The sequence below is a fragment of the Mycobacterium sp. genome (assembly GCF_040509115.1).
In the GTDB taxonomy this organism is placed as follows: Bacteria; Actinomycetota; Actinomycetes; order Mycobacteriales; family Mycobacteriaceae; genus Mycobacterium.
This window is the reverse complement of sequence record NZ_JBEVLO010000031.1, coordinates 1-20,452: the sequence shown is the minus strand read 5'-3', so window position 1 is coordinate 20,452 and position 20,452 is coordinate 1. Positions and strand designations below refer to the sequence as shown.

Genomic DNA, 20,452 nt, shown 5'->3' with positions numbered 1-20,452 from the left:
GCAGTCAGTCACCAACCTTCTAGAACTTCACCGCGCCACCGCTGATCCCCTGCACCAACTTGCGCTGGATGAAGAAGCTCGCGATGACGACGGGGACGACGGCGATCAGGATGGCAGCGCTCATCGAGCCGATCTGCACACCGCGGAACGTGTTGAATCCTGCGATGGCCACCGGAAGGATGGCCGCCTTGCCGGGCGCCAGGATGAGACCGTAGAAGAGGTCGTTCCACGACAGTGTGAAGCCGAAGATGGCGGCCGCTCCCACGCCGGGCAGCACCTGGGGGAGCACGACGAGTCGAAACGCCTGGAAGCGGGTGAAGCCGTCGACTTGCGCCTGCTCCTCCAAGGACTGGGGGACGGCCTCGAAGAAGCCTATGAGGAACCACGTCACCACGGGCAGAACGAAACTCAGGTGGGCGAAGACGACGGGGACCAGAGTGTCGTTGAGCCGCAGGGCATAGGCCATCGTCAGGAACGGGAACACCAGCACCGCTGGGGGCAGCACCTGTGCCGCGAGCATGCCGAACCTGGTCGCGGTGCCGCCGGCCCGGAAGCGGGCAATGGCGTAGGCACCCATGCTGCCAACCACCACGCTGATGCCGACGGTGGCCAAAGCGACGATCGCGCTGCGTCCGGCCGCCGCCAGGATTCCCGACGACAGCACGTTGCGCCACGCGTCCAAGGTCGGCGTGAACGACAGCAGGAACGGATCGTTCAGCTGTTGCGGGTTCTTCAGGCTCGCCAACGCGATCCACACCACGGGGAAGAGCACGGAAATGGCCGCGCCCCAGAGGAGTGCGACGCGGCAGATGGTCAGGACCGGGTTGTTCCTCATGACTGCTTGGCCCTGTCGATCCGGCGGAACGCCACCACGATGACGGTGAGCACCACCAACAGCACGACGAACGCCATCGAGGACGCCGAGCCGAGCCGGAAGAACTGAATGCCGGTCTGGTACACGAAGTACTGCAACGTCTGGGTTTCGGTGCCCGGGCCACCGCGCGTGGTGGCGAAGACGTACTCGAACACCTTCATCGCGTCCAGGGACCGCAACAGGATCGCGACCACGAGCACGGGCACCAGCAGTGGCAGGGTCACCCGCCGGAACACGTACCAGCCGCTCGCGCCGTCCACCTTGGCGGCCTCCAACGGTTGCTTCGGGATGGATTCGAGCCCGGCGAGAAGCAGCAGCACCATGAACGGCGTCCATTGCCACACGTCGATGACGGCCATCGTGAACAGGGCTCGGCCGGGACCGAAGAAGTCGTAGTCGACGCCAACGGCTTGCAAAAGGTGGGGGATGGCGCCGATCTGGTCGTTGAGCAGAAACCGAAAGATCAGACCGACGGCAATGGGCGTGATGAACATCGGGGCCAGCAGCATGGCACGCGTGAGATCGCTTGCCCAGCGCTGCTTCTGGAGCGACAGGGCGATCGCCAGGCCGATCGTCAGCTCGAGGGCCACCGCGACGCCGACGTAGGTGGCGGTGGTTCCGAACGCCTGCCAGAACGCGGCGTCGCCAAGGGTGGCGACGTAGTTGTCGGCGCCGACGATGGTGGGTGTGCCTCGGTCGGTCAGCTTGTAGTCGGTGATGCTCAGATAGAACGCGTAGGCGAGGGGGAAACCGACCACCCCGACGAAGAGAGCGACGAGGGGGGCGACCATGCCGTGCTTGAACTTCACGGTGGTCATCGCTCCCTTCGTGGGGTGGTCGGTTTCATGTGGGATAGCCCCGGGGGCGGGGCTAGCCTTGGATCTTCTCGGCCGCGGCCTGGGCTGCGGCCAGAGCATCGTCGACGCTCTTGGTGCCTGCGACGGCCTCGTTGAGTTCGGTGCCGACGGCCTGGATCATCTCCTCGCCACTGGGCCCCTGGCTCAGGGGTGAGGCATCGGCCAGGAGCGCCTCGACCGTCTTGTAGTAATCGGCGCCGAGCGGACCGTTCAGGACGGCGGGATCCTTGAGCGTGCTCTGTCGGATTGCGGCGCCGCCCTTCTCGGTGCGCTGGACGTCGTGTGCCTTCGAGGTGAGCCAGGAGGTGAACGCCCACGCCGCGTCGGAGGCGCCGGAGTTGGCAGGGATGGCCCAGCTCCAGGAGCCCAGGACCTGCTTGCCGCCGGGGATGACGGCCAGCTTGTACTTGCCCGCCGACGGTCCGGAGCCCGGCTCGTTGAGGGCGGGAAGGTTCCAGTTGTAGCTGATCATGGAGGCCGCCTGGCCGCTGGACACCGATCGGAACGCCTCGTCGAATGCCCAGTTCAGGCTGTTGGGTGGCGCCGCGGTCCGGTACGTGTCGATGTAGGCGTTCAGCGCGGTCTTGGCCTCCGGCGTGTTCAGCGTGGCCTTGCCGTCGGCGTCGTAGATGGAGCCGCCCGCGGCGAAGAGCCAGTTCCCCCACTCCTCGAAGATCTTGTAGCCGCGCTGTGGCTGCATCGCGATGCCTGCCCGGTCGCCGGTCTTGAGGGCCTTCGACGTACTGACCAACTGATCGAGCGTGGTCGGCACGTCGAGCTTGGCCTGCGCGAGATCGTCGGTGTCGTAGAGGTATCCGAGCGCGTAGTTGTAGAACGGCACGCCGTAGCGGACACCGTCGACGGTGGTGATGTCGGTCAGCGATGGGAAGAAGTCGCCAGGGTCGTAGTCGGGCGTGCTGTCGATCCGGGAATCCAACGGCTGCAAGAAGTTCGCCTTGGCGAAGTCCACCATCCAGGGGTTGTCGACGATGATCAGGTCGTACGTGGGTGACGACGACTGAAAGGACGACACCAGCTTGTCGCGCATCTGGTCGTAGGTGAGCGTCTCGATGTCGACCTTGACGCCTCCGTATTCCTTGTTGAACTCGGGCACCATCGCCTTGACGATGTCGGTGTCCGGCACGTTCTCCATCAGGATGCGCACGGTCCCAGAGACGTCGGGACCGACCGCGCCGGTTCCGGTGGCCGGCTGAGACGAGGCCTGTTCTGGTCCGCCACTGCCCGCGCAGGCGCTGATCAGGAGAGGGAGGACTGCCAACAGTGCGACGACGCAGGTGGGAACGGACCGCCGCCTCCGCCCTGGTGTCGTTGTTGACGTGGGTTGCATGGTTTTCATTGCGGCACAGCTCCTTTCAATCGTGTTGGACCAACGTTGGTGGATCAACGGCTACGGCGCGCCATGGCGTGGGAGATGGGTGCCACCGCGTCACCGAGGTCGCGCCAGGTCTGGTACGCCTCGTCGTAGACGGCTCGGCGGCCCTGGTCGGGGACGATCGGGGCGTCATACGCGACGAACCGGGCGGCGTCCGACCAGTCGTCGAGCGCGCCGACGCCGATCGCCGCGATCACCGCGGCACCCAGCGAGGCTCCGGGATGCCCACGGACGGGTCGCATCTCGATGCCGAGGACGTCGGCGTGGATCTGCTTCCACAGCGTGGACGTGGAACCGCCGTTGGTGATCATCACCCGGTTCGGCCGGATTCCGATGTCGGTGAAGACGTCGACGTGGTGCCGGAAGCCGAAGGCGATGGCCTCCAGCACCGCCCGGTACAGGTCGGCGCGGGTGTGCCCGAGGTGCATCCCGGCGAAGGTGCCGCGGAGGTCGGGGTCGTGCAGTGGACTCTTCTCGCCGAGGAAGTAGGGCAGGCACAGCACCTCGGCAGGACCGGCCGACGTCGCATCGGCGTCGAGTTCGGTGAGGGCCACCTCGTCCGCGCCGCCGATCAGGGCTTGGAACCAGCGGATGAGGCTGCCGCTGGTGGCCATGCACCCGTTGGGCAGCCAGTGCCCGGGAACCGGATGGGCGTCGAGGTAGATCCGCTCGTCGACCACCCTGGTGTCGCTGGCCACCAGGATGTCGCCTGCGCCACCGAGTTTCACCAGCGCGTCACCGGGGGCGTTGACTCCCGCGGCGTAGGCCGAGAGCACGTGATCCGCACCGCCGACGATCAGTGCGGTGCCCTCCCGCAACCCGGTGGACTCGGCGGCGGGGCGGCTCAACGCACCGACCTGAGTGCCCGGACGGCACACGGGCGCAAGGGTTTCTCGGTCGAGGCCTGCGGCGGCCAGCACCGGTTCGGCGACGTCGCCGTCGATGGTGAACAGTCCGGACTCCAGGGCCCAGTTCTGCTCGACGTGGACGTCGGCGCCGAACGCGGTGAGCACCCAGTCGTAGGACCCGACGTAGTGGGCCGTCGCCGCGTAGACGTCTGGCTCGTTGGTGCGCAACCACGCCGTCGTCGGCGCCACTGACTGTTGGGTCAGCGCCGAACCGGTGAGCGTGACCAGATCGACGCCGGCCAGCGCGGCCGCCAGCTCGGTGACTTCGCGGTGGGCCCGTGCGTCGTTCTGGAGGATGGCGCGGCGCAGCGGTGTCCCTGCGGAATCCAGCGGTACCACTGCGGGGACCATTCCCGAGACGGCGATCGCCGTCACGGCGTCGGCTCCGATTCCGCTGGTGCTCAGCACTTCCCGGATGGAGTCGACGGCGTTGCGATGCCACTGCCCGGTATCGGCCTCGGCGATGCCAGGGCCGGTCGAGTGCAGCGCGGTGTCCCGGGAAGCCTGGGCGACGATGCCTGCCTCGGTGTCGAACAGCACGGTCTTGGTGCCGGTGGTGCCGACGTCGATCCCGATGGTGTGGTGGCTCACAGCGGCCCAGACCCGTCTGCGGTGATGCCGTCGACGTGCGCGGCGACGCAGACGACGTCGACGCCTGCCTCGCGGGCGGCGACGAGGGCCGGATGGTCGGGATCGCCGTCGGTGATGATCATGTGAATCTCGTCGAGGGCGGCGATGCTGGTGAACGTGACGCGGCCGAGCTTGCTCTGGTCGGCGGCGACGATCACGCGGTCGGCGCGCTTGCTCGCCGCGCGCTTCACCCGACTGTCGGCCTGGTGGTAATCCGAGATGCCCCGATTGGCGTCGATGCCTGCCACGCCCATCACGAAGGTGTCGCAGTTGTAGTTGGCCAGGGTGTCCTCGGCGGCCGGGCCGATCAGGCTCAGCTCGCCGGGCCGCAGCTCGCCGCCGGTGAGCACCACGGTGGTGTCGGCCTCGTCGATCAGTTCCAGCGCGGCAAGCACGCTCGGGGTGAGGACCGTCAGGCCCAGCTTTCGGCCCCGCAGCGATTGGGCTACCGCGAGGGCGGTGCTCCCCGAGTCGAGGATGAGGGTCTCGCTCGGACCGATCAGGTCGGCGACGGCGTCGGCGATGTGCCGTTTCTCGTCGGCGGCGTCGGCCACCCTGGTCGCGAAGGAGGGTTCGTTGTCCTTGCCCTTGAGGGCGATCGCCCCACCCACCACCCGGCGCACGACGCCGAGGTTCTCCAGTGCCTCCATGTCGCGCCGGATCGTCATCTCGGACACGTCGAACTCACTGGCGAGTTCGGCATAGCCGACCTCACGCTCGACGCGCACGCGCTCCTCGATGCGGTCCCTCCGGGTCTTGGCGTCCACCGTCAGTTCCTCATGGATTGTTGAAAATTCACAGGAATGACTCCCGCTGAGCTGAGTGTTTCGCTCTCGACGCGCATTGAGATGTGAATTTACAACAGGAACGTGTGGAGTGCCCACATTTGGCAACAACGGGTCGACGACGACCGTCGGACCGCCGCCACCGGCGGAGCGTGAGGCCTCACCGCGAGGTCGGCGCTGCGGCCGGCGGTCGGCCTGGTGCGCCTCGCCGTGGCAGGCGTTGCGCACCCCGTGAAGGGGGCACGCGCCATGCATGTCCGTGGCCGGTGTGGTGGGATCTAAGTCCTATGGGCATCAAGGTGGCGCTGGAGCATCGCACCAGCTACACGTTCGACCGCTTGGTGGAGGTCTTTCCACACGTCGTTCGTCTACGTCCGGCGCCTCACTCGCGCACCCCGATCGAGGCGTACTCGTTGCAGGTGGAGCCCGCCGACCACTTCGTGAACTGGCAGCAGGACGCCTTCGGCAACTTCCTTGCGCGCCTGGTGTTCCCGAGCCGCACGCGGAACCTGACCATCACCGTCGGACTGATCGCCGACCTCAAGGTCATCAACCCGTTCGACTTCTTCATCGAGGACTTCGCCGAGACGTGGCCCTTCGAGTACCCGAAGGCCCTGCTGGAAGACCTCAAGCCCTACCTAAGGCCCGTCGACGAAGAGGACGAGGGCTCCGGTCCCGGTGAGCTCACCAGCGACTGGGTGAAGAACTTCACCGTGCGCCCCGGCACCCGCACCATCGACTTCCTCGTCGCGCTCAACTCCGCCATCAACGCCGACGTCGGCTACAGCGTGCGCATGGAACCCGGCGTACAGACCCCCGACTTCACGCTGCGCACCGCCATCGGCTCCTGCCGCGACTCGGCATGGCTGCTGGTGTCGGTGCTGCGACAGCTGGGGTTGGCGGCGCGCTTCGTGTCCGGCTACCTGGTGCAACTGACCTCCGACGTCAAGGCGCTCGACGGTCCGTCGGGGCCCACCGCGGACTTCACCGACCTGCACGCCTGGACCGAGGTGTACATCCCCGGCGCGGGATGGATCGGTCTCGACCCCACCTCGGCGCTGTTCGCAGGCGAAGGCCACATCCCGTTGTCGGCGACACCGCACCCCTCGTCGGCCGCCCCGATCTCGGGCGCGACGGAACCGTGCGAGACGACGCTGGACTTCTCCAACGTCGTGACGCGCGTGCACGAGGATCCGCGGGTCACGCTTCCCTACACCGAGTCGGCATGGGCCTCGATCCGGGCGTTGGGCAGCAAGGTCGACTCCCGTCTGACCGCCGGCGACGTTCGACTGACGGTGGGCGGCGAGCCGACGTTCGTCTCGATCGACAACCAGGTCGACCCGGAATGGACCACCGACGCCGACGGGCCGCACAAACGGGAACGGGCGTCCGCGCTCGCCGCGCGTCTCAAGTCGGTGTGGGCGCCGCAGGGTCTGGTGCAGCGCAGCCAGGGCAAGTGGTACCCGGGTGAGCCGTTGCCGCGCTGGCAGATCAATCTGTACTGGCGCGCCGACGGGGAACCCCTCTGGGTCGACGACGCCCTCCTGGCGGACCCGTGGTCCAACGAGCCACTGGCGGCGATCGCCCCCGACGCAGGCCATCAGGTACTCAGTGGGATCGCCGCAGGCCTGGGGTTGCCCGCCTCTCAGGTGCGGTCGGCCTACGAGGACCCGCTCAGCCGACTGGCCGCAGCCGTCCGTCAGCCCGCGGGAGCCGCGGTCGCCGCCGAGGACGACCTCGAAGCCGACTCGCCGGATGCGCGGGCCCAACTGCTGACCCGGCTCGACGAATCGGTCCTCGAGCCGAGTGCCTACGTCCTCCCGCTGCACCGACGCGACGACGACAGCGGCTGGGCGAGTGCCGACTGGCAGCTGCGCCGCGGGCGAATCGTGCTGTTGGAAGGCGACTCTCCGGCCGGTCTGCGGCTGCCGCTGAACGCGATCAGTTGGCGGCCGCCGCCCGCGTCGCACAGCGCCGATCCGCTGTCGCCCCGGGCGGCGCTGCGGCCCTCCGAGCAGTCCGAGGAAGCGGACGTCGAGGACGCCGATGGTGCCCCAATCACCGCGATGGTCGCCGAGATCCGCGACGGAATCCTCTACGTGTTCCTGCCGCCCACCGAGGAACTCGACCACTTCGTCGATCTCGTCAGTCGCCTCGAAGCCGCCGCGGCCAAGGCGCAGTGCCCACTGGTCGTCGAGGGCTACGGACCGCCTCCGGACGAGCGACTCACCTCGATGTCGGTCACGCCCGACCCAGGCGTCATCGAGGTCAACGTCGCGCCGACGGCGAGCTTCGACGAACAGCGCGAACAACTCGAGACGCTCTACGAGCAGGCCAGGCTCGCCCGGCTGTCCACCGAGTCCTTCGACTTCGATGGCACCCACGGCGGCACCGGCGGCGGCAATCACATCACCCTCGGCGGCACCTCGCCCGCCAACTCCCCGATGCTCCGCAGACCCGATCTGCTGGTGTCGATGCTGACCTACTGGCAGCGACATCCGTCGCTGTCCTACCTGTTCTCCGGACGCTTCATCGGCACCACGTCGCAGGCACCGCGCGTCGACGAGGGGCGCGTCGAGTCGCTCTACGAACTCGAGATCGCGTTCGCCGAGATCGACCGGCTCACGAACCCCAATCCCCGGGCCGCTTCAGGCCTGCCCTCGGACGGTTCCGGGGCGGCGAACCCGTCGGATGGTCGCTCCGCAAGCTCCGCTCCGTCGGATCATCGCTCCGCAAGCTCCGCTCCGTGGGTCACCGACCGGGCGCTTCGGCACCTCCTGACCGACATCACCGGCAACACCCACCGCGCCGAGTTCTGCATCGACAAGCTCTACAGTCCCGACAGTGCCCGTGGCAGGCTGGGCCTGCTGGAACTGCGCGGCTTCGAGATGCCGCCCCACCATCAGATGGCGATGGTGCAGTCGCTGTTGGTGCGCTCGCTGGTGGCCTGGTTCTGGGATGAACCGTTGCGTGCCCCCCTGATCCGGCACGGCGCCAATCTGCATGGGCGTTACCTGTTGCCGCACTTCATCATTCACGACATCGCCGACGTCGCCGCCGACCTTCGAGCGCACGGTGTCGACTTCGACACCAGCTGGCTGGACCCCTTCACCGAATTCCGCTTCCCCCGGATCGGCACCGCCGTCTTCGACGGCGTCGAGATCGAACTCCGCGGCGCCATCGAACCGTGGAACGTGCTCGGGGAGGAGTCCACTGCAGGCGGCACCGCCCGATACGTCGACTCGTCGGTCGAGCGCCTCCAGGTCCGGCTCATCGGCGCCGACCGGCATCGCTACGTGGTGACGGCCAACGGCTATCCGATCCCGCTGCTGGCCACCGACAATCCCGACGTCCAGGTGGGCGGAGTGCGCTACCGCGCCTGGCAGCCCCCGAGCGCGCTGCACCCGACCATCACCGTCGACAGCCCACTGCGGTTCGAGCTCATCGACACTGCCACGGGCACGTCACGCGGTGGCTGCACCTATCACGTCAGCCATCCCGGCGGCCGTGCGTACGACAATCCGCCCATCAACGCCGTGGAGGCCGAATCGCGACGGGGCCGTCGCTTCGAGGCAACCGGATTCACCCCGGGTCAGGTCGACATGTCCGACATTCGGGAGAAGCAAGCACGTCAGTCCACTGACGTCGGCGCGCCGGGCATCGTCGATCTGCGGCGGGTGCGTACCGTGCTGCGTTGATGGTTCTGCGCTCGAGTGGCCCACCGGAGCCCATTCCCGCCGTCACCGGCGCCGGCACGAATGGTGACGCCGGTGCGGTCGATGGTGACGTGGTGGCCCGCTACCGTGCCGCCCGCGCCCAGGAATCGTTGTTCGACGTCCGCGGCGGAGCGGGAAGCGGCTACGACGAATTCGTCGACGCGGCTGGCAACGTACGTCCCGCCTGGCAGGAACTCGCCGAGGCCGTCGCAGAGCGGGGCGGCTACGGCCTGGAGCGCCTGCGGTCCGTCGTGCGTTCGCTGGTCGACAACGACGGCATCACCTTCGTCCAAGTCGACCCCGGCGGGCAGGACCGCAATGGCCCCGGGAGACCGTCCGGCGACGCCGTCATCAACGGTGACGGCAACCAGGTGCCCGGCCCGTGGCACCTGGATGCGCTTCCCCTGCTGATCTCGGCAGCGGACTGGGACACCCTCGAATCCGGTCTGGTGCAGCGCTCTCGACTGCTCGATGCGATGTTGACCGACCTGTACGGGGCGCGCCGCTCGATCACCAGCGGGGTGCTGCCCCCTCAGCTGGTGTTCGCTCACCCCGGCTACGTCAGGGCCGCCAGGGGCATCGAAGTGCCAGGCCGCCATCAGTTGTTCCTGCACGGGTGCGACGTCAGCCGCGACGGCGACGGCCACTTCCTGGTCAACGCCGACTGGACCCAAGCGCCGTCTGGCGCCGGATACGCCCTGGCCGACCGACGCGTCGTGGCGCACGCCATCCCCGATCTCTACGAGCGGGTCGGTCCGCGCCCGGCCTCGCCGTGGGCGCAGGCACTGCGACTGGCGCTCATCGATGCCGCGCCGGAGTCGGCCGAGGAACCGGTCGTCGTGGTGCTGAGTCCCGGCATCCATTCCGAGACGGCGTTCGACCAGGCCTACCTCGCCAGCGTGCTCGGCTTCCCGCTGGTCGAGAGCGCGGACCTGGTGGTCCGCGACGGCAAGGTGTGGATGCGGTCCCTCGGCACCCTCAAGCGGGTCGACGTCGTCCTACGCCGCGTGGACGCCGCCTACGCCGATCCCCTGGATCTGCGGGCGAATTCGCGGTTGGGCGTGGTCGGACTCGTCGAGGTGTTGCGGCGGGGCGCTGTCACCGTGGTCAACACGTTGGGCAGCGGAATACTGGAAAGCCCTGGACTGCAACGCTTCCTGCCGGAAGTCTCCGAGCTGCTCCTGGGTGAGACGCCGCAACTGAACACCGCCCCGATGTACTGGGGCGGCATCGACGTCGAGCGTTCGCATCTCTTGAGTCATCTGCCGTCACTGCTCATTCGGCCGGTGGCGGGCGGGGAGCCGATCGTCGGCCCGGCGCTGTCTGCGGGGCAACGCGAGGACCTGGCCGCCCGCATCGCCGCCATGCCGTGGCAGTGGGTGGGCCAGGAGCTGCCGCAGTTCTCCTCGGCGCCCACCGTCCACGCGCCGGGCGGCTTGTCGGCAGGCAGTGTCGGCATGCGGTTGTTCACCGTCGCGCAGCGCGGAGGCTACGCGCCGATGATCGGTGGGCTCGGATACCTGCTGGCCTCCGGGAACGCCGCGTACGAGATGAATACCGCAGCGGCCAAGGACGTCTGGGTGACGGCCCCGAGCCGTGTCACCGCCGAGCGCACCCCGACGCCCTCGGTCGAGCTGCCCGCGATCACGCCAAGCCCGACGCGGGCCGTCAGCTCGCCACGCGTGCTGTCCGATCTGTTCTGGCTCGGCCGCTACTCCGAGCGTGCCGAGAGCACCGCCAGAATGCTCAACGTCACCCGCGAGCGATACCACGAATACCGCTACCGGCAGGACGTCCCCGGCAGTGAGTGCGTTCCCGTCCTACTGTCGGCCCTCGGGCGGATCACGGGCACCGACACCGGCTCCGATGGCGATGACGCCGAGATGATCGCCATCGCCCCGACGACGCTCTGGTCGTTGACCGCCGACCGGCACCGCCCCGGTTCGCTGAGCCAATCGGTGGAACGCCTCGGACTGGCAGCGCGGGCGGTCCGGGACCAGATGTCGAACGACACCTGGATGGTGCTGGCCGCCGTCGAGCGCGCGGTGTTCAATTCGATTGGTACGCCCCCAGATTCGCTGACCGAGGGGGAGGCCTACCTGTCCACGGCGCATAGCCAGACACTGGCCGGAATGCTGGCGTTCTCCGGTGTCGCCGCCGAGTCGATGGTGCACGACGTGGGCTGGACCATGATGGACATCGGCAAGCGCATCGAGCGAGGCATCTGGCTGACCGGATTGTTGCGCGCGACGCTGACCCAGGTGCGCAGCCCAGGTGCCGAGCAGACCATCACCGAGTCGACCCTGGTGGCATGCGAGTCGTCGGTCATCTACCGCAGGCGCACCCTTGGCAAGGTCAGCGTGTCCGCCGTCGCGGACCTGCTGCTGTTCGACGGGGAGAATCCGCGCTCGCTGGCCTATCAGTTCGAGCGGTTGCGGGCCAACCTCAAGGCGCTGCCCTCGTCGTCGGGGTCCACCCGGCCCGAGCGTCTCGTCGACGAGATCGCTGCGCGGCTGCGCAGGCTCGACCCCGCCGACCTCGAGGACGTCACCGACGGCGTCCGCGCCGAACTCGACGGGCTACTCGACACCATCCATGCCGATCTGCGTGACCTGTCCCGTCGGATCACCGTCACGCACCTGTCGCTGCCCGGTGAGATGCAGCCGCTGTGGGGGCCGGACGAGAGGCGGGCGCTGCCATGACCGACGGCCCCACCGCGGTGCCCAACTCCCGGGCGTACGCGGTCACGCACCGGACCATGTACCACTACTCCGACGACGTCACCAGTTCCTACGGCAGGGGCTTCCTAACGCCGAGGGACTCGACGAGGCAGCGGTGCATCTCGCACCGTCTGACCATCGACCCCGAGGCGTCCGACAGTTCCACCAGCCGGGACGGATACGGCAACATCAGTTCGTACTTCCACGTCACCGAGCGCCACCGCAATCTGACCGTCACCAGTCACTCGATCGTCGAGGTGGATCCGCCGCCGGACGCGCTCTACGGCAGCGGGTCCGCGCTCGCGCCGTGGGAGATCTCCCGGCCGGTCGGCACCGACGGTGCCCTGGCCGTCGAGTTCACCCTGGATCTGCAGCAGCCCGAGATCACCGACGGCGTACGTGACTACGCCGCATCCAGTTTCGAGCCCGAGCGCCCCCTGATCGAGGTGCTCCGCGACCTCAACACCCGCATCAACACCGACTTCACCTACCGGTCGGGATCCACCACGGTATCCACCCAGGTGGCCGAAGTTTTGGCCGCGGGGGAGGGGGTATGTCAGGATTTCGCGCGGCTGGCGATCGCCTGCCTGCGCGCCAATGGTCTGGCCGCCAGCTACGTTTCCGGGTACCTGGCGACGGACCCACCGCCTGGAAGGGAACGCATGGTCGGGATCGACGCCACCCACGCGTGGGCATCGGTGTGGACACCGCAGAACCAGTGGCTGGGTTTCGACCCCACCAACGACCAGATGGTCGACGAGCGGTATGTCGTCGTCGGTTTCGGCCGCGACTACGCCGACGTTCCGCCGCTTCGCGGCATCATCTACACCGACTCGGAGAGCAGCAAGATCGACGTCTCCGTCGACGTGGCTCCCTTCGATGGAGGACTTCTCCGTGCGTGACTTCATCTGCCCGAACTGCGGCCAGCACCTGGCTTTCGAGAATTCGGTGTGCCTGTCCTGCCGCAGCAAGCTCGGTTTCTCGCTCGAGGACATGGCCTTCCTGGTCATCGCGTCGGGTGCCGAGAGTGAACACGGTGGCGCCGTCGACTCCAGCGAGTACCAGCTGTGTGCCAATCTGCATGCCGCTCAATGCAACTGGCTGGTCAAAGTCGCACCGGTGCGCCAGCTGTGCACCTCGTGCGCGTTGACCCGCACGCGCCCCAACGACGCCGACAAACCGGCGATGGCGGCGTTCGCCACCGCGGAGACGGCCAAGCGCAGGCTGATCGTCGAGCTGGTCGACCTGAAACTACCCATCGTCGGACGCGACCAGGACCCGAACTACGGGCTGGCGTTCGACCTGCTGTCCAGCCAGTTCGAGAAGGTGTTCACCGGGCACGAGAACGGCGTGATCACGCTCGACCTCGCCGAGGGCGACGACGTGCACCGCGAGCAACTGCGCGTCGCGATGGCCGAACCGTACCGAACGCTGCTCGGGCACTTCCGCCACGAGATCGGGCATTACTACTACTACCGCCTGATCGGCACCGCGTCCCAGTATCAGGAACAGGCCACGGAGTTGTTCGGCGACGCGGAGGCCGACTACCAGGCGGCGCTGGATCGCCACTACGGCGAAGGGGCGCCGGCGGGCTGGGAGAAGGACTACGTGTCCTCGTATGCCACCATGCATCCGGCCGAGGACTGGGCCGAGACCTTCGCGCACTACCTGCACATCCGCGACACCTTGGACACCGCTGCGGCATTCAGCTTTGCGCCGGCGGCGGCGACGTTCGAACGACGCAATCTGGGCCCCAGCGGATTCGACTCCATCATCGACATGTGGCTGCCGCTGTCGTGGGCATTGAACATGGTGAACCGATCGATGGGGCACGACGATCTCTATCCGTTCGTCCTTCCGATGAAGGTGCTGGAGAAGATGCGCTTCATCCACACCGTGATCGACGAGGTCACCTCGGATCCCGCCAAGCTGGCGGCCGCCGCAGGCGGCGTCGTCGACTAGCTCCGAACGGCGTCGAGCCGGCAACCGACAGCCGCCTGACCCGGATCACCGATCGGTCACGGGCTCGGCGCGCCGACCGCTCGCCGCAAGGATTCTTCCTAGGCTTCCTCGGGTGAGCGATCGATATGGCCAGGATGTGCTGGCCCGAAACCCCCACGCCCCCAAGCGGGTGCACTCCACCGAGCGGGCCGCGGACATCGGCCTCGTCGTCGAGGACGTTCAGACCGGCTACGTCGGCGCGATCGTCCGCGTCGAATACGACCGCATGGAGGTCGAGGACTTCGACGGCCACCGTCGCCCGTTCCCGATCGGGCCGGGTTACCTGGTGGATGGCAAACCCGTGATCCTGACCCGACCGAAGGGCTCGGCGCCCAAGGCTCGCACCAGGACGGCCTCCGGGTCGGTGGCCGTCACCGGCTCACGCGCGCGGACGGCGCTCGCCAGCCGCATCTACGTCGAGGGCCGGCACGACGCCGAACTCGTCGAGCAGGTGTGGGGTGCCGACCTCCGCGTCGAAGGGGTGGTCGTCGAATACCTGGGCGGGGTCGACGATCTCGCCGCGATCGTCCGTGACTTTCAGCCGGGGCCCGGCCGCAGGCTCGGGGTTCTGGTCGACCACCTCGTCGCCGGTTCCAAGGAGGCCCGCATCGCCGAGGCGGTCAGGCGCGGGCCCGGCGGCGAGCATGCGTTGGTGGTGGGACACCCCTACGTCGACATCTGGCAAGCCGTCAAACCCGGCCGTGTCGGACTGGAGCGGTGGCCCGCGATTCCGCGCAACGTCGAGTGGAAGCACGGCATCTGCGACGCCCTCGGCTGGCGGCACCGCGACCAAGCCGACATCGCCGCCGCGTGGCAACGCATCCGGGGAACCGTGCGCGACTGGAATGACCTCGAGCCCGCCCTGATCGGCCGGGTCGAGGAACTCATCGACTTCGTGACGACCTAGGTCTTTGCTAGAAAGGCCTTGCCGCGGGGTGAGATTCGGTAACCCACGTCCAGGCTGATGGTCAAACCCAGGCCCTTCAGCTGCCGAACTCTCCGCTTGAACGGTGTCGTCGTCATTCCGACTGCGGTCGCCAGGTCCGGTGCCCGCACCGCCTCGTTGTCGGCGATCAGTCGCAGGTACCGGCGAGTCCACGGTCCGGTCGCGCTGGCCCGGTCCCAGCGGTCCAGCTGGCCTGCGATGGCGGCGATGGCCCGGGCATCGAGGGCGTCGTCGGCGGCGAGCTCGGGTCGCTCGTCTGCCCCGACGTAGGACACGGCGATCGCGTAGACGTGCCGTGCGGGTCGGCGGTCGATCGCGGCCTGCGCCGCCGCGGCGTCCGCGAATCCCGCGGCACGGGCCTGCGCGGCCGTCACCCGATGGGTGCCGGGGTATTCGGTGATCGCATCGACGCGGATGGTGCCCGCTGGAGTGCGTTGCGTACCACCCGGTTTCGCACGTGGCGCGTCCCAACTGCGCAGCACCAGCGTGATACTGCCCGAGGCGATTCCCTGGGCGGTCGACCGGTTGATCAACACATCGGCCATCGTCGCTCGTGGCGACCGATTTCGTGGAGTTCACGCGGATGTGCCCGTGGTGGTGGACGACGGCCAGCAAATGGGACATCATCCGTGGCATGTCAGTCCCGCCGCCGCCCTATGGCGATCAGCCCCATCAGCCGCCGTTTGGCGCCGACAAGCCGTACCAGCCTCAAGAGGGCACCTACGGCGCGCCGCCGCCCGAGGGCACCTACGGTGCGCCGCCGCCCGAGGGCACCTACGGTGCGCCGCCGCCCGAGGGCATCTACGGTGCGCCGCCGCCGTATCCCGGGGTCAACCCGTATCCGCAGCCCGGCGCGCCCTACGGATTCGACCAGTACGGGCAGCCGCTGTCGGACAAGAGCAAGTTGGTCGCCGGCCTGTTGCAGCTGTTCCTCGGCACGTTCGGCATCGGCCGTTTCTATCTCGGTTACACGGGTCTCGGCGTGGCGATGCTGCTGGTGTCCTGGATCACGTGTGGGATCTGGCCGCTGATCGACGCGATCCTGATCTTCATGGGCAACGTCAAGGACTCCGACGGGCGCACCCTCCGGGACTGACGTGCGGTCGGGTTCGTCGCCCCGACGTGGTAAGCCTGAACCGTGGCCGATGGTCTCTTCGACGTGCCCGCTGACGAGCCGGGCTTCGCCGGGGCGGCATCAGGAATGCCCGACGGCGGTCCGTCTGCGCCGCTCGCCGTTCGGATGCGCCCGGCCAGCCTGGACGAGGTGGTCGGACAGGATCACCTGCTGCGCGACGGTTCGCCGTTGCGCAGGCTCGTCGACGGGTCCGGCGCGGCGTCGGTCATCCTGTACGGGCCACCAGGGACGGGCAAGACCACCCTGGCGTCGCTGATCTCGGGGGCCACTGGTCGCCGTTTCGAGGCGCTCTCCGCGTTGTCCGCCGGGGTCAAGGACGTCCGAGCGGTCATCGACGTCGCCCGTCGAGCTGCGGTGCACGGCCAACAGACCGTGCTGTTCATCGACGAGGTGCATCGCTTCTCCAAGACACAGCAGGACGCGCTGCTAGCCGCCGTCGAGAACCGCATCGTCCTTCTGGTCGCGGCCACCACGGAGAATCCGTCGTTCTCGGTGGTGGCCCCGCTGCTGTCCCGGTCGTTGATCCTCCAATTGCAGCCGCTGGGCGCCGAGGCGGTCCGGTCGGTCGTCGAGCGGGCCATCGCCGACCCGCGTGGGCTGGGCGGTGCCGTCACCGTCGAGGCCGACGCCATCGAGCTGCTGGTGCAGCTGGCCGCAGGGGATGCCCGGCGCGCGCTCACTGCGCTGGAGGTGGCGGCCGAGGCGGGCAACACCGTGACCGTCGAGGTCATCGAGCAGTCGCTGGACAAGGCCGCCGTCCGCTACGACCGCGACGGCGATCAGCACTACGACGTGGTCAGCGCCTTCATCAAGTCGGTCCGCGGGTCCGACGTCGATGCGGCGCTGCACTACCTGGCGCGGATGTTGACGGCGGGGGAGGACCCGCGGTTCATTGCGCGGCGGTTGACGATCCTGGCCAGCGAGGACATCGGCATGGCCGACCCGTCGGCGCTGCTCACCGCTGTCGCCGCTGCGCAGACCGTGCAGCTGATCGGTATGCCGGAGGCCCAGTTGACGCTGGCCCACGCCACGGTTCATCTGGCCACCGCCCCGAAGTCCAACGCGGTGACCACGGCGCTGGGTGCCGCGATGGCCGACATCAAGGCAGGCAAGGCAGGCCTGGTGCCGCCCCACCTGCGCGACGGCCACTACTCCGGAGCCGCGGCACTCGGCAACGCCCAGGGTTATTCCTATCCGCACGACGATCCTGATGGCATTGTGCCGCAACAATATTCACCAGACGATCTGGTGGGTGTCGACTACTACCGCCCGACCACCCATGGTGCCGAGCGTGAGATCGCAGGCCGTTTGGAGAAGTTGCGAGCGATCCTGCGTCGCAAGCGCTGACTAGGTCGTGCTCGATCGTCGAGCCTGCCGATCCCTTGACGCCACGCAGGGCAGCGGCCTAGATTTGTAGTCAACCAATTGATTGATCAATCCTGAGGTTGATAATTGAAGTCAGGAGATGACGGGACCGACGAGCGACTGGATCGCGCCTTCCTCGCGTTGGCCGATCCCGTCCGACGGGCCATCGTGGCAAAGCTGTCACGGGGGCCGGCCACCGTGAATGACCTGGCCGCGCCCTTTGCCATCTCCAAGCAGGCCATCTCCAAGCACATCCAGGTATTGGAGCGGGCGGGGTTGGTGACGAGAAGCCGTGACGCCCAACGCAGGCCGGTGCACCTCGACGCGGCCGCTCTCGAGCGCCTGACGTCGTGGATCGACCGATATCGGTTGGACGCCGAACGAAGCTACCGCCGACTGGATGGCCTGCTGACGGAAATGTCGCAGCCCGACCAGAACCCGAAGAAGGACACCGAGAAGGGAAGATCACGATGACGAATGCACTTGACCTGGTAGTTCCAGTCGACACCCTGGCGATGGACTACACCCGCGAGTTCGACGCCGCCGTCGGCGCGGTGTTCCGCGCCCACGCCGAACCCGACCTCGTCAAGCAGTGGCTGGGTCCGTCGGGCAACGAGATGTCCATCGAGCGTTGGGATTTCCGCACCGGGGGCGGTTACCGATACTTGCATCGCGGCCCCGATGGTGACGAGTACTGGTTCAACGGCGTGTTCCACACCGTGCGCCAGGGCGAATTCATCGTCCAGACCTTCGAGTTCGAGGGCGCACCCGATCAGGTGAACATCGAGTTCATGTGGTTCGAGGACCTTGGCGGGAGGCGGAGCCGGTTGCGCGGCCGATCGATCTGCCCCAACACCGAAGCCCGCGACTTGTTGCTGTCCTCCGGCATGGAGGGCGGCATGACCGAGGGCTACGAGCGTCTGGACGCTCTGCTGGTCGGCGGGTGACTCGCCACAGCTTCAAGCCGCAGTCCTGCACTGGCCGAAGGGCATTCGAAAGCGGCGATGCCGCCGGATGTCGGTATCCTCGACGCTCGTGATGGGGGCACGTACGTCGACTTGACCGAACCCGGCGGCAACGCCTGGGGCGCAGCAGACGGGCCCGGGCGCAGGCCGTCTGCTGCGTTACTAGATCAACGTCGCAGCATTCCCGTGCGGCGACGGCGACCGGTGAGGCTGGCAACCAGCGCGACGCCGAGTGCGGCGACGATGACCTGCACGAGCAGCTCCATCCAATCGATGCCCGAGGTGGCGGTGGGAATGCCGAGCTGCCTGGCCAACCAGGTGCCGATGAGCGCCGAGACGATCCCGACGAGGATCGTGACGAGAATCCCGATCGGTTGCTTGCCGGGCACCAGGAGCCGCCCCAGCACGCCGACGACGATGCCGATGAGAATCGCAGTGATGATGCCAGTGGGTGTCATGTCCATGTCGCTTTCGTTCGAGAGAAATCGAGTGAGACAGCAATACCCATGGAACGTTCGAATAAACGTCGGCGTGAATTACCTCGACGTCGGCGGCCCGTACCCTCGTCAAGGTGAATACCGACCTGCTTGACGTGGACACGTCTCGTCGTCGCACGGTGGACATCACCGACGCCGTCGAGGCATTCTGCCGCTCACGTGGAGACGGGCTATGCAACGTCTTCGTGCCCCACGCAACCGCGGGCGTGGCCATCGTCGAGACGGGCGCAGGCTCCGACGACGACCTAGTGGAAACGCTCGAACGGCTGCTGCCCCGCGACGATCGCTACCGGCACGCCCACGGCTCGCCGGGCCACGGTGCCGATCACGTCCTGCCAGGCATCGTCTCGCCGTCGGTGAGCGTGCCCGTGCAGGCGGGCAAGCCGCTGCTGGGAACGTGGCAGAGCATCGTGTTGGTCGACCTCAACCGCGACAACTCCCGCCGCAGCGTGCGGTTGAGCTTCATCGCCGGGTGATCGCGCCCGTACCGAGTGCGGTCGCGGCCGCCGGCGCACCGTTGCGGCGCGAAGAAACCGGGCCGGTACTGTTATGCGGTCGATAATGGCACCCCAAGCCTGGAGACTTGGCCTAGAAACCCACGAGCCCCGAACCCCAGAGCCCCCGAAACCGTAAGGACAGCAGCACGTGCAGACACACGAGATCAGGAAGCGCTTCCTCGATCACTTCATGCACGCGGGTCACACCGAGGTACCGAGCGCCTCGGTGATCCTCGACGACCCGAACCTGCTGTTCGTGAACGCAGGCATGGTGCAGTTCGTGCCATATTTCTTGGGCCAGCAGAAGGCGCCATGGGACCGCGCGACAAGCGTGCAGAAGTGCATCCGCACGCCAGACATCGACGAGGTCGGCATCACGACCCGGCACAACACCTTCTTCCAGATGGCGGGCAACTTCTCCTTCGGCGACTACTTCAAGAAGGGCGCCATCGAGTTCGCCTGGACCCTGCTGACGAACCCGCAGGACCGAGGTGGCTACGGATTCGAGCCCGAAAGACTCTGGGCGACGGTCTATCTCGACGACGACGAAGCCATCGGACTGTGGCAGGAGGTGGCCGGGCTGCCCGCGGAGCGCATCCAGCGTCGCGGCATGGCCGACAACTACTGGTCGATGGGGATCCCCGGTCCGTGTGGACCCTCCTCGGAGATCTACTACGACCGCGGGCCCGAATACGGGATCGACGGCGGACCCGAGGCCAACGAGGACCGCTACATCGAGATCTGGAACCTCGTCTTCATGCAGAACGAGCGAGGCGAGGGCACCGGCAAGTCCGACTTCGAGATCCTCGGCCCGTTGCCGCGCAAGAACATCGACACCGGCATGGGCGTGGAACGCATCGCGTGCCTGCTGCAGGGCGTCGACAACGTCTACGAGACCGACCTGGTGCGTCCCGTGATCGATCTGGTGGCGGGGATTGCACCGCGCGGGTATGGCGTCGGCAACCACGAGGACGACGTCCGCTACCGCATCATCGCCGACCACAGCCGCACCGCGGCGATCATCATCGGCGACGGCGTCAGCCCCGGCAACGACGGCCGTGGCTACGTCCTGCGCAGGCTGCTGCGCCGGGTCATCCGGTCGGCGAAGCTGCTCGGCATCGACACCCCCATCGTCGGGGAACTGATGGCGTGCGTCCGTGACG

General features: G+C 67.6%; 18 protein-coding genes. 11 read left to right on the top strand and 7 right to left on the bottom strand.

Translation table 11 applies throughout. The features are described from left to right. Positions 1–19: 19 nt before the first annotated feature. The 5 genes from ABW137_RS02700 to ABW137_RS02680 form a co-directional block, all read right to left on the bottom strand. On the bottom strand, positions 20–835 hold the full coding sequence (locus ABW137_RS02700; RefSeq protein WP_526396619.1) for a carbohydrate ABC transporter permease: 816 nt from the start codon (positions 833–835) through the stop codon (positions 20–22). Beyond that, positions 832–1,683 (bottom strand): carbohydrate ABC transporter permease, encoded by an 852-nt coding sequence (locus tag ABW137_RS02695; RefSeq protein ID WP_526396643.1) that lies wholly within the window; start codon positions 1,681–1,683, stop codon positions 832–834. The genes ABW137_RS02700 and ABW137_RS02695 overlap by 4 nt, the downstream gene beginning before the upstream one ends. 61 nt (positions 1,684–1,744) lie before the next feature. Continuing rightward, positions 1,745–3,079: an ABC transporter substrate-binding protein gene (locus ABW137_RS02690; protein ID WP_526396641.1), complete on the bottom strand. Its 1,335-nt coding sequence runs from the start codon at positions 3,077–3,079 to the stop codon at positions 1,745–1,747. A 53-nt stretch (positions 3,080–3,132) separates the two neighbouring features. Then, entirely contained in the window at positions 3,133–4,623 is a 1,491-nt protein-coding gene (locus ABW137_RS02685; protein ID WP_526396617.1) for an FGGY-family carbohydrate kinase, read from the bottom strand. Continuing rightward, entirely contained in the window at positions 4,620–5,435 is an 816-nt protein-coding gene (locus ABW137_RS02680) for a DeoR/GlpR family DNA-binding transcription regulator (RefSeq protein ID WP_526396639.1), read from the bottom strand. The genes ABW137_RS02685 and ABW137_RS02680 overlap by 4 nt, the downstream gene beginning before the upstream one ends. Before the next feature lie 299 nt (positions 5,436–5,734). On the opposite strand from ABW137_RS02680, the gene ABW137_RS02675 reads away from it, so the two are divergent. From ABW137_RS02675 to ABW137_RS02655, 5 genes are all read left to right on the top strand, one after another. Continuing rightward, on the top strand, positions 5,735–9,145 hold the full coding sequence (locus ABW137_RS02675; RefSeq protein ID WP_526396615.1) for a transglutaminase family protein: 3,411 nt from the start codon (positions 5,735–5,737) through the stop codon (positions 9,143–9,145). Next, complete coding sequence (locus ABW137_RS02670) at positions 9,145–11,865, top strand: circularly permuted type 2 ATP-grasp protein (RefSeq protein ID WP_526396613.1); 2,721 nt, start codon at positions 9,145–9,147, stop codon at positions 11,863–11,865. Before ABW137_RS02675 ends, ABW137_RS02670 begins: the two co-directional genes overlap by 1 nt. Then, positions 11,862–12,785: a transglutaminase-like domain-containing protein gene (locus ABW137_RS02665; RefSeq protein WP_526396611.1), complete on the top strand. Its 924-nt coding sequence runs from the start codon at positions 11,862–11,864 to the stop codon at positions 12,783–12,785. Before ABW137_RS02670 ends, ABW137_RS02665 begins: the two co-directional genes overlap by 4 nt. Then, complete coding sequence (locus ABW137_RS02660; RefSeq protein ID WP_526396610.1) at positions 12,778–13,845, top strand: zinc-binding metallopeptidase family protein; 1,068 nt, start codon at positions 12,778–12,780, stop codon at positions 13,843–13,845. The genes ABW137_RS02665 and ABW137_RS02660 overlap by 8 nt, the downstream gene beginning before the upstream one ends. Positions 13,846–13,957: 112 nt before the next feature. Continuing rightward, positions 13,958–14,791, top strand: coding sequence for a DUF3097 family protein (locus tag ABW137_RS02655; RefSeq protein WP_526396608.1), 834 nt, complete (start codon positions 13,958–13,960; stop codon positions 14,789–14,791). Here the strand turns inward: ABW137_RS02655 and ABW137_RS02650 are convergent. Further along, positions 14,788–15,375 (bottom strand): hypothetical protein, encoded by a 588-nt coding sequence (locus tag ABW137_RS02650; protein ID WP_526396606.1) that lies wholly within the window; start codon positions 15,373–15,375, stop codon positions 14,788–14,790. The genes ABW137_RS02655 and ABW137_RS02650 overlap by 4 nt on opposite strands. A gap of 89 nt (positions 15,376–15,464) precedes the next feature. Here ABW137_RS02650 and ABW137_RS02645 point away from each other — a divergent pair, with 89 nt between their 5' ends. From ABW137_RS02645 to ABW137_RS02630, 4 genes are all read left to right on the top strand, one after another. Beyond that, positions 15,465–15,926, top strand: coding sequence for a TM2 domain-containing protein (locus ABW137_RS02645; protein WP_526396604.1), 462 nt, complete (start codon positions 15,465–15,467; stop codon positions 15,924–15,926). Between the two features lie 42 nt (positions 15,927–15,968). After that, entirely contained in the window at positions 15,969–17,312 is a 1,344-nt protein-coding gene (locus ABW137_RS02640; RefSeq protein ID WP_526396602.1) for a replication-associated recombination protein A, read from the top strand. A 105-nt stretch (positions 17,313–17,417) separates the two neighbouring features. Further along, positions 17,418–17,804, top strand: a complete 387-nt coding sequence (locus tag ABW137_RS02635; protein WP_526396600.1) for an ArsR/SmtB family transcription factor — start codon at positions 17,418–17,420, stop codon at positions 17,802–17,804. After that, the gene (locus ABW137_RS02630; protein WP_526396598.1) at positions 17,801–18,277 is read left to right on the top strand and encodes an SRPBCC family protein; all 477 of its coding nucleotides are present in this window, start codon (positions 17,801–17,803) and stop codon (positions 18,275–18,277) included. Before ABW137_RS02635 ends, ABW137_RS02630 begins: the two co-directional genes overlap by 4 nt. Positions 18,278–18,462: 185 nt before the next feature. On the opposite strand, the gene ABW137_RS02625 is transcribed toward ABW137_RS02630, so the two are convergent. Further along, entirely contained in the window at positions 18,463–18,753 is a 291-nt protein-coding gene (locus ABW137_RS02625) for a GlsB/YeaQ/YmgE family stress response membrane protein (protein ID WP_526396637.1), read from the bottom strand. A gap of 125 nt (positions 18,754–18,878) precedes the next feature. On the opposite strand from ABW137_RS02625, the gene ABW137_RS02620 reads away from it, so the two are divergent. Beyond that, entirely contained in the window at positions 18,879–19,268 is a 390-nt protein-coding gene (locus tag ABW137_RS02620) for a secondary thiamine-phosphate synthase enzyme YjbQ (protein WP_526396636.1), read from the top strand. 169 nt (positions 19,269–19,437) lie between these two features. After that, the coding region (locus ABW137_RS02615) for an alanine--tRNA ligase-related protein (protein WP_526396596.1) at positions 19,438–20,452 on the top strand (1,015 nt) is incomplete at its 3' end.

Excerpts from the sequence above, each read along its gene's own strand:
- ABW137_RS02630 (WP_526396598.1), top strand. The coding sequence starts at position 17,801 with ATGACGAATGCACTTGACCTGGTAGTTCCAGTCGACACCCTGGCGATG.
- ABW137_RS02645 (WP_526396604.1), top strand. The coding sequence starts at position 15,465 with ATGTCAGTCCCGCCGCCGCCCTATGGCGATCAGCCCCATCAGCCGCCG.
- ABW137_RS02675 (WP_526396615.1), top strand. The coding sequence starts at position 5,735 with ATGGGCATCAAGGTGGCGCTGGAGCATCGCACCAGCTACACGTTCGAC.
- ABW137_RS02700 (WP_526396619.1), bottom strand. The coding sequence starts at position 835 with ATGAGGAACAACCCGGTCCTGACCATCTGCCGCGTCGCACTCCTCTGG.
- ABW137_RS02665 (WP_526396611.1), top strand. The coding sequence starts at position 11,862 with ATGACCGACGGCCCCACCGCGGTGCCCAACTCCCGGGCGTACGCGGTC.
- ABW137_RS02625 (WP_526396637.1), bottom strand. The coding sequence starts at position 18,753 with ATGACACCCACTGGCATCATCACTGCGATTCTCATCGGCATCGTCGTC.
- ABW137_RS02670 (WP_526396613.1), top strand. The coding sequence starts at position 9,145 with ATGGTTCTGCGCTCGAGTGGCCCACCGGAGCCCATTCCCGCCGTCACC.
- ABW137_RS02690 (WP_526396641.1), bottom strand. The coding sequence starts at position 3,079 with ATGCAACCCACGTCAACAACGACACCAGGGCGGAGGCGGCGGTCCGTT.
- ABW137_RS02650 (WP_526396606.1), bottom strand. The coding sequence starts at position 15,375 with ATGGCCGATGTGTTGATCAACCGGTCGACCGCCCAGGGAATCGCCTCG.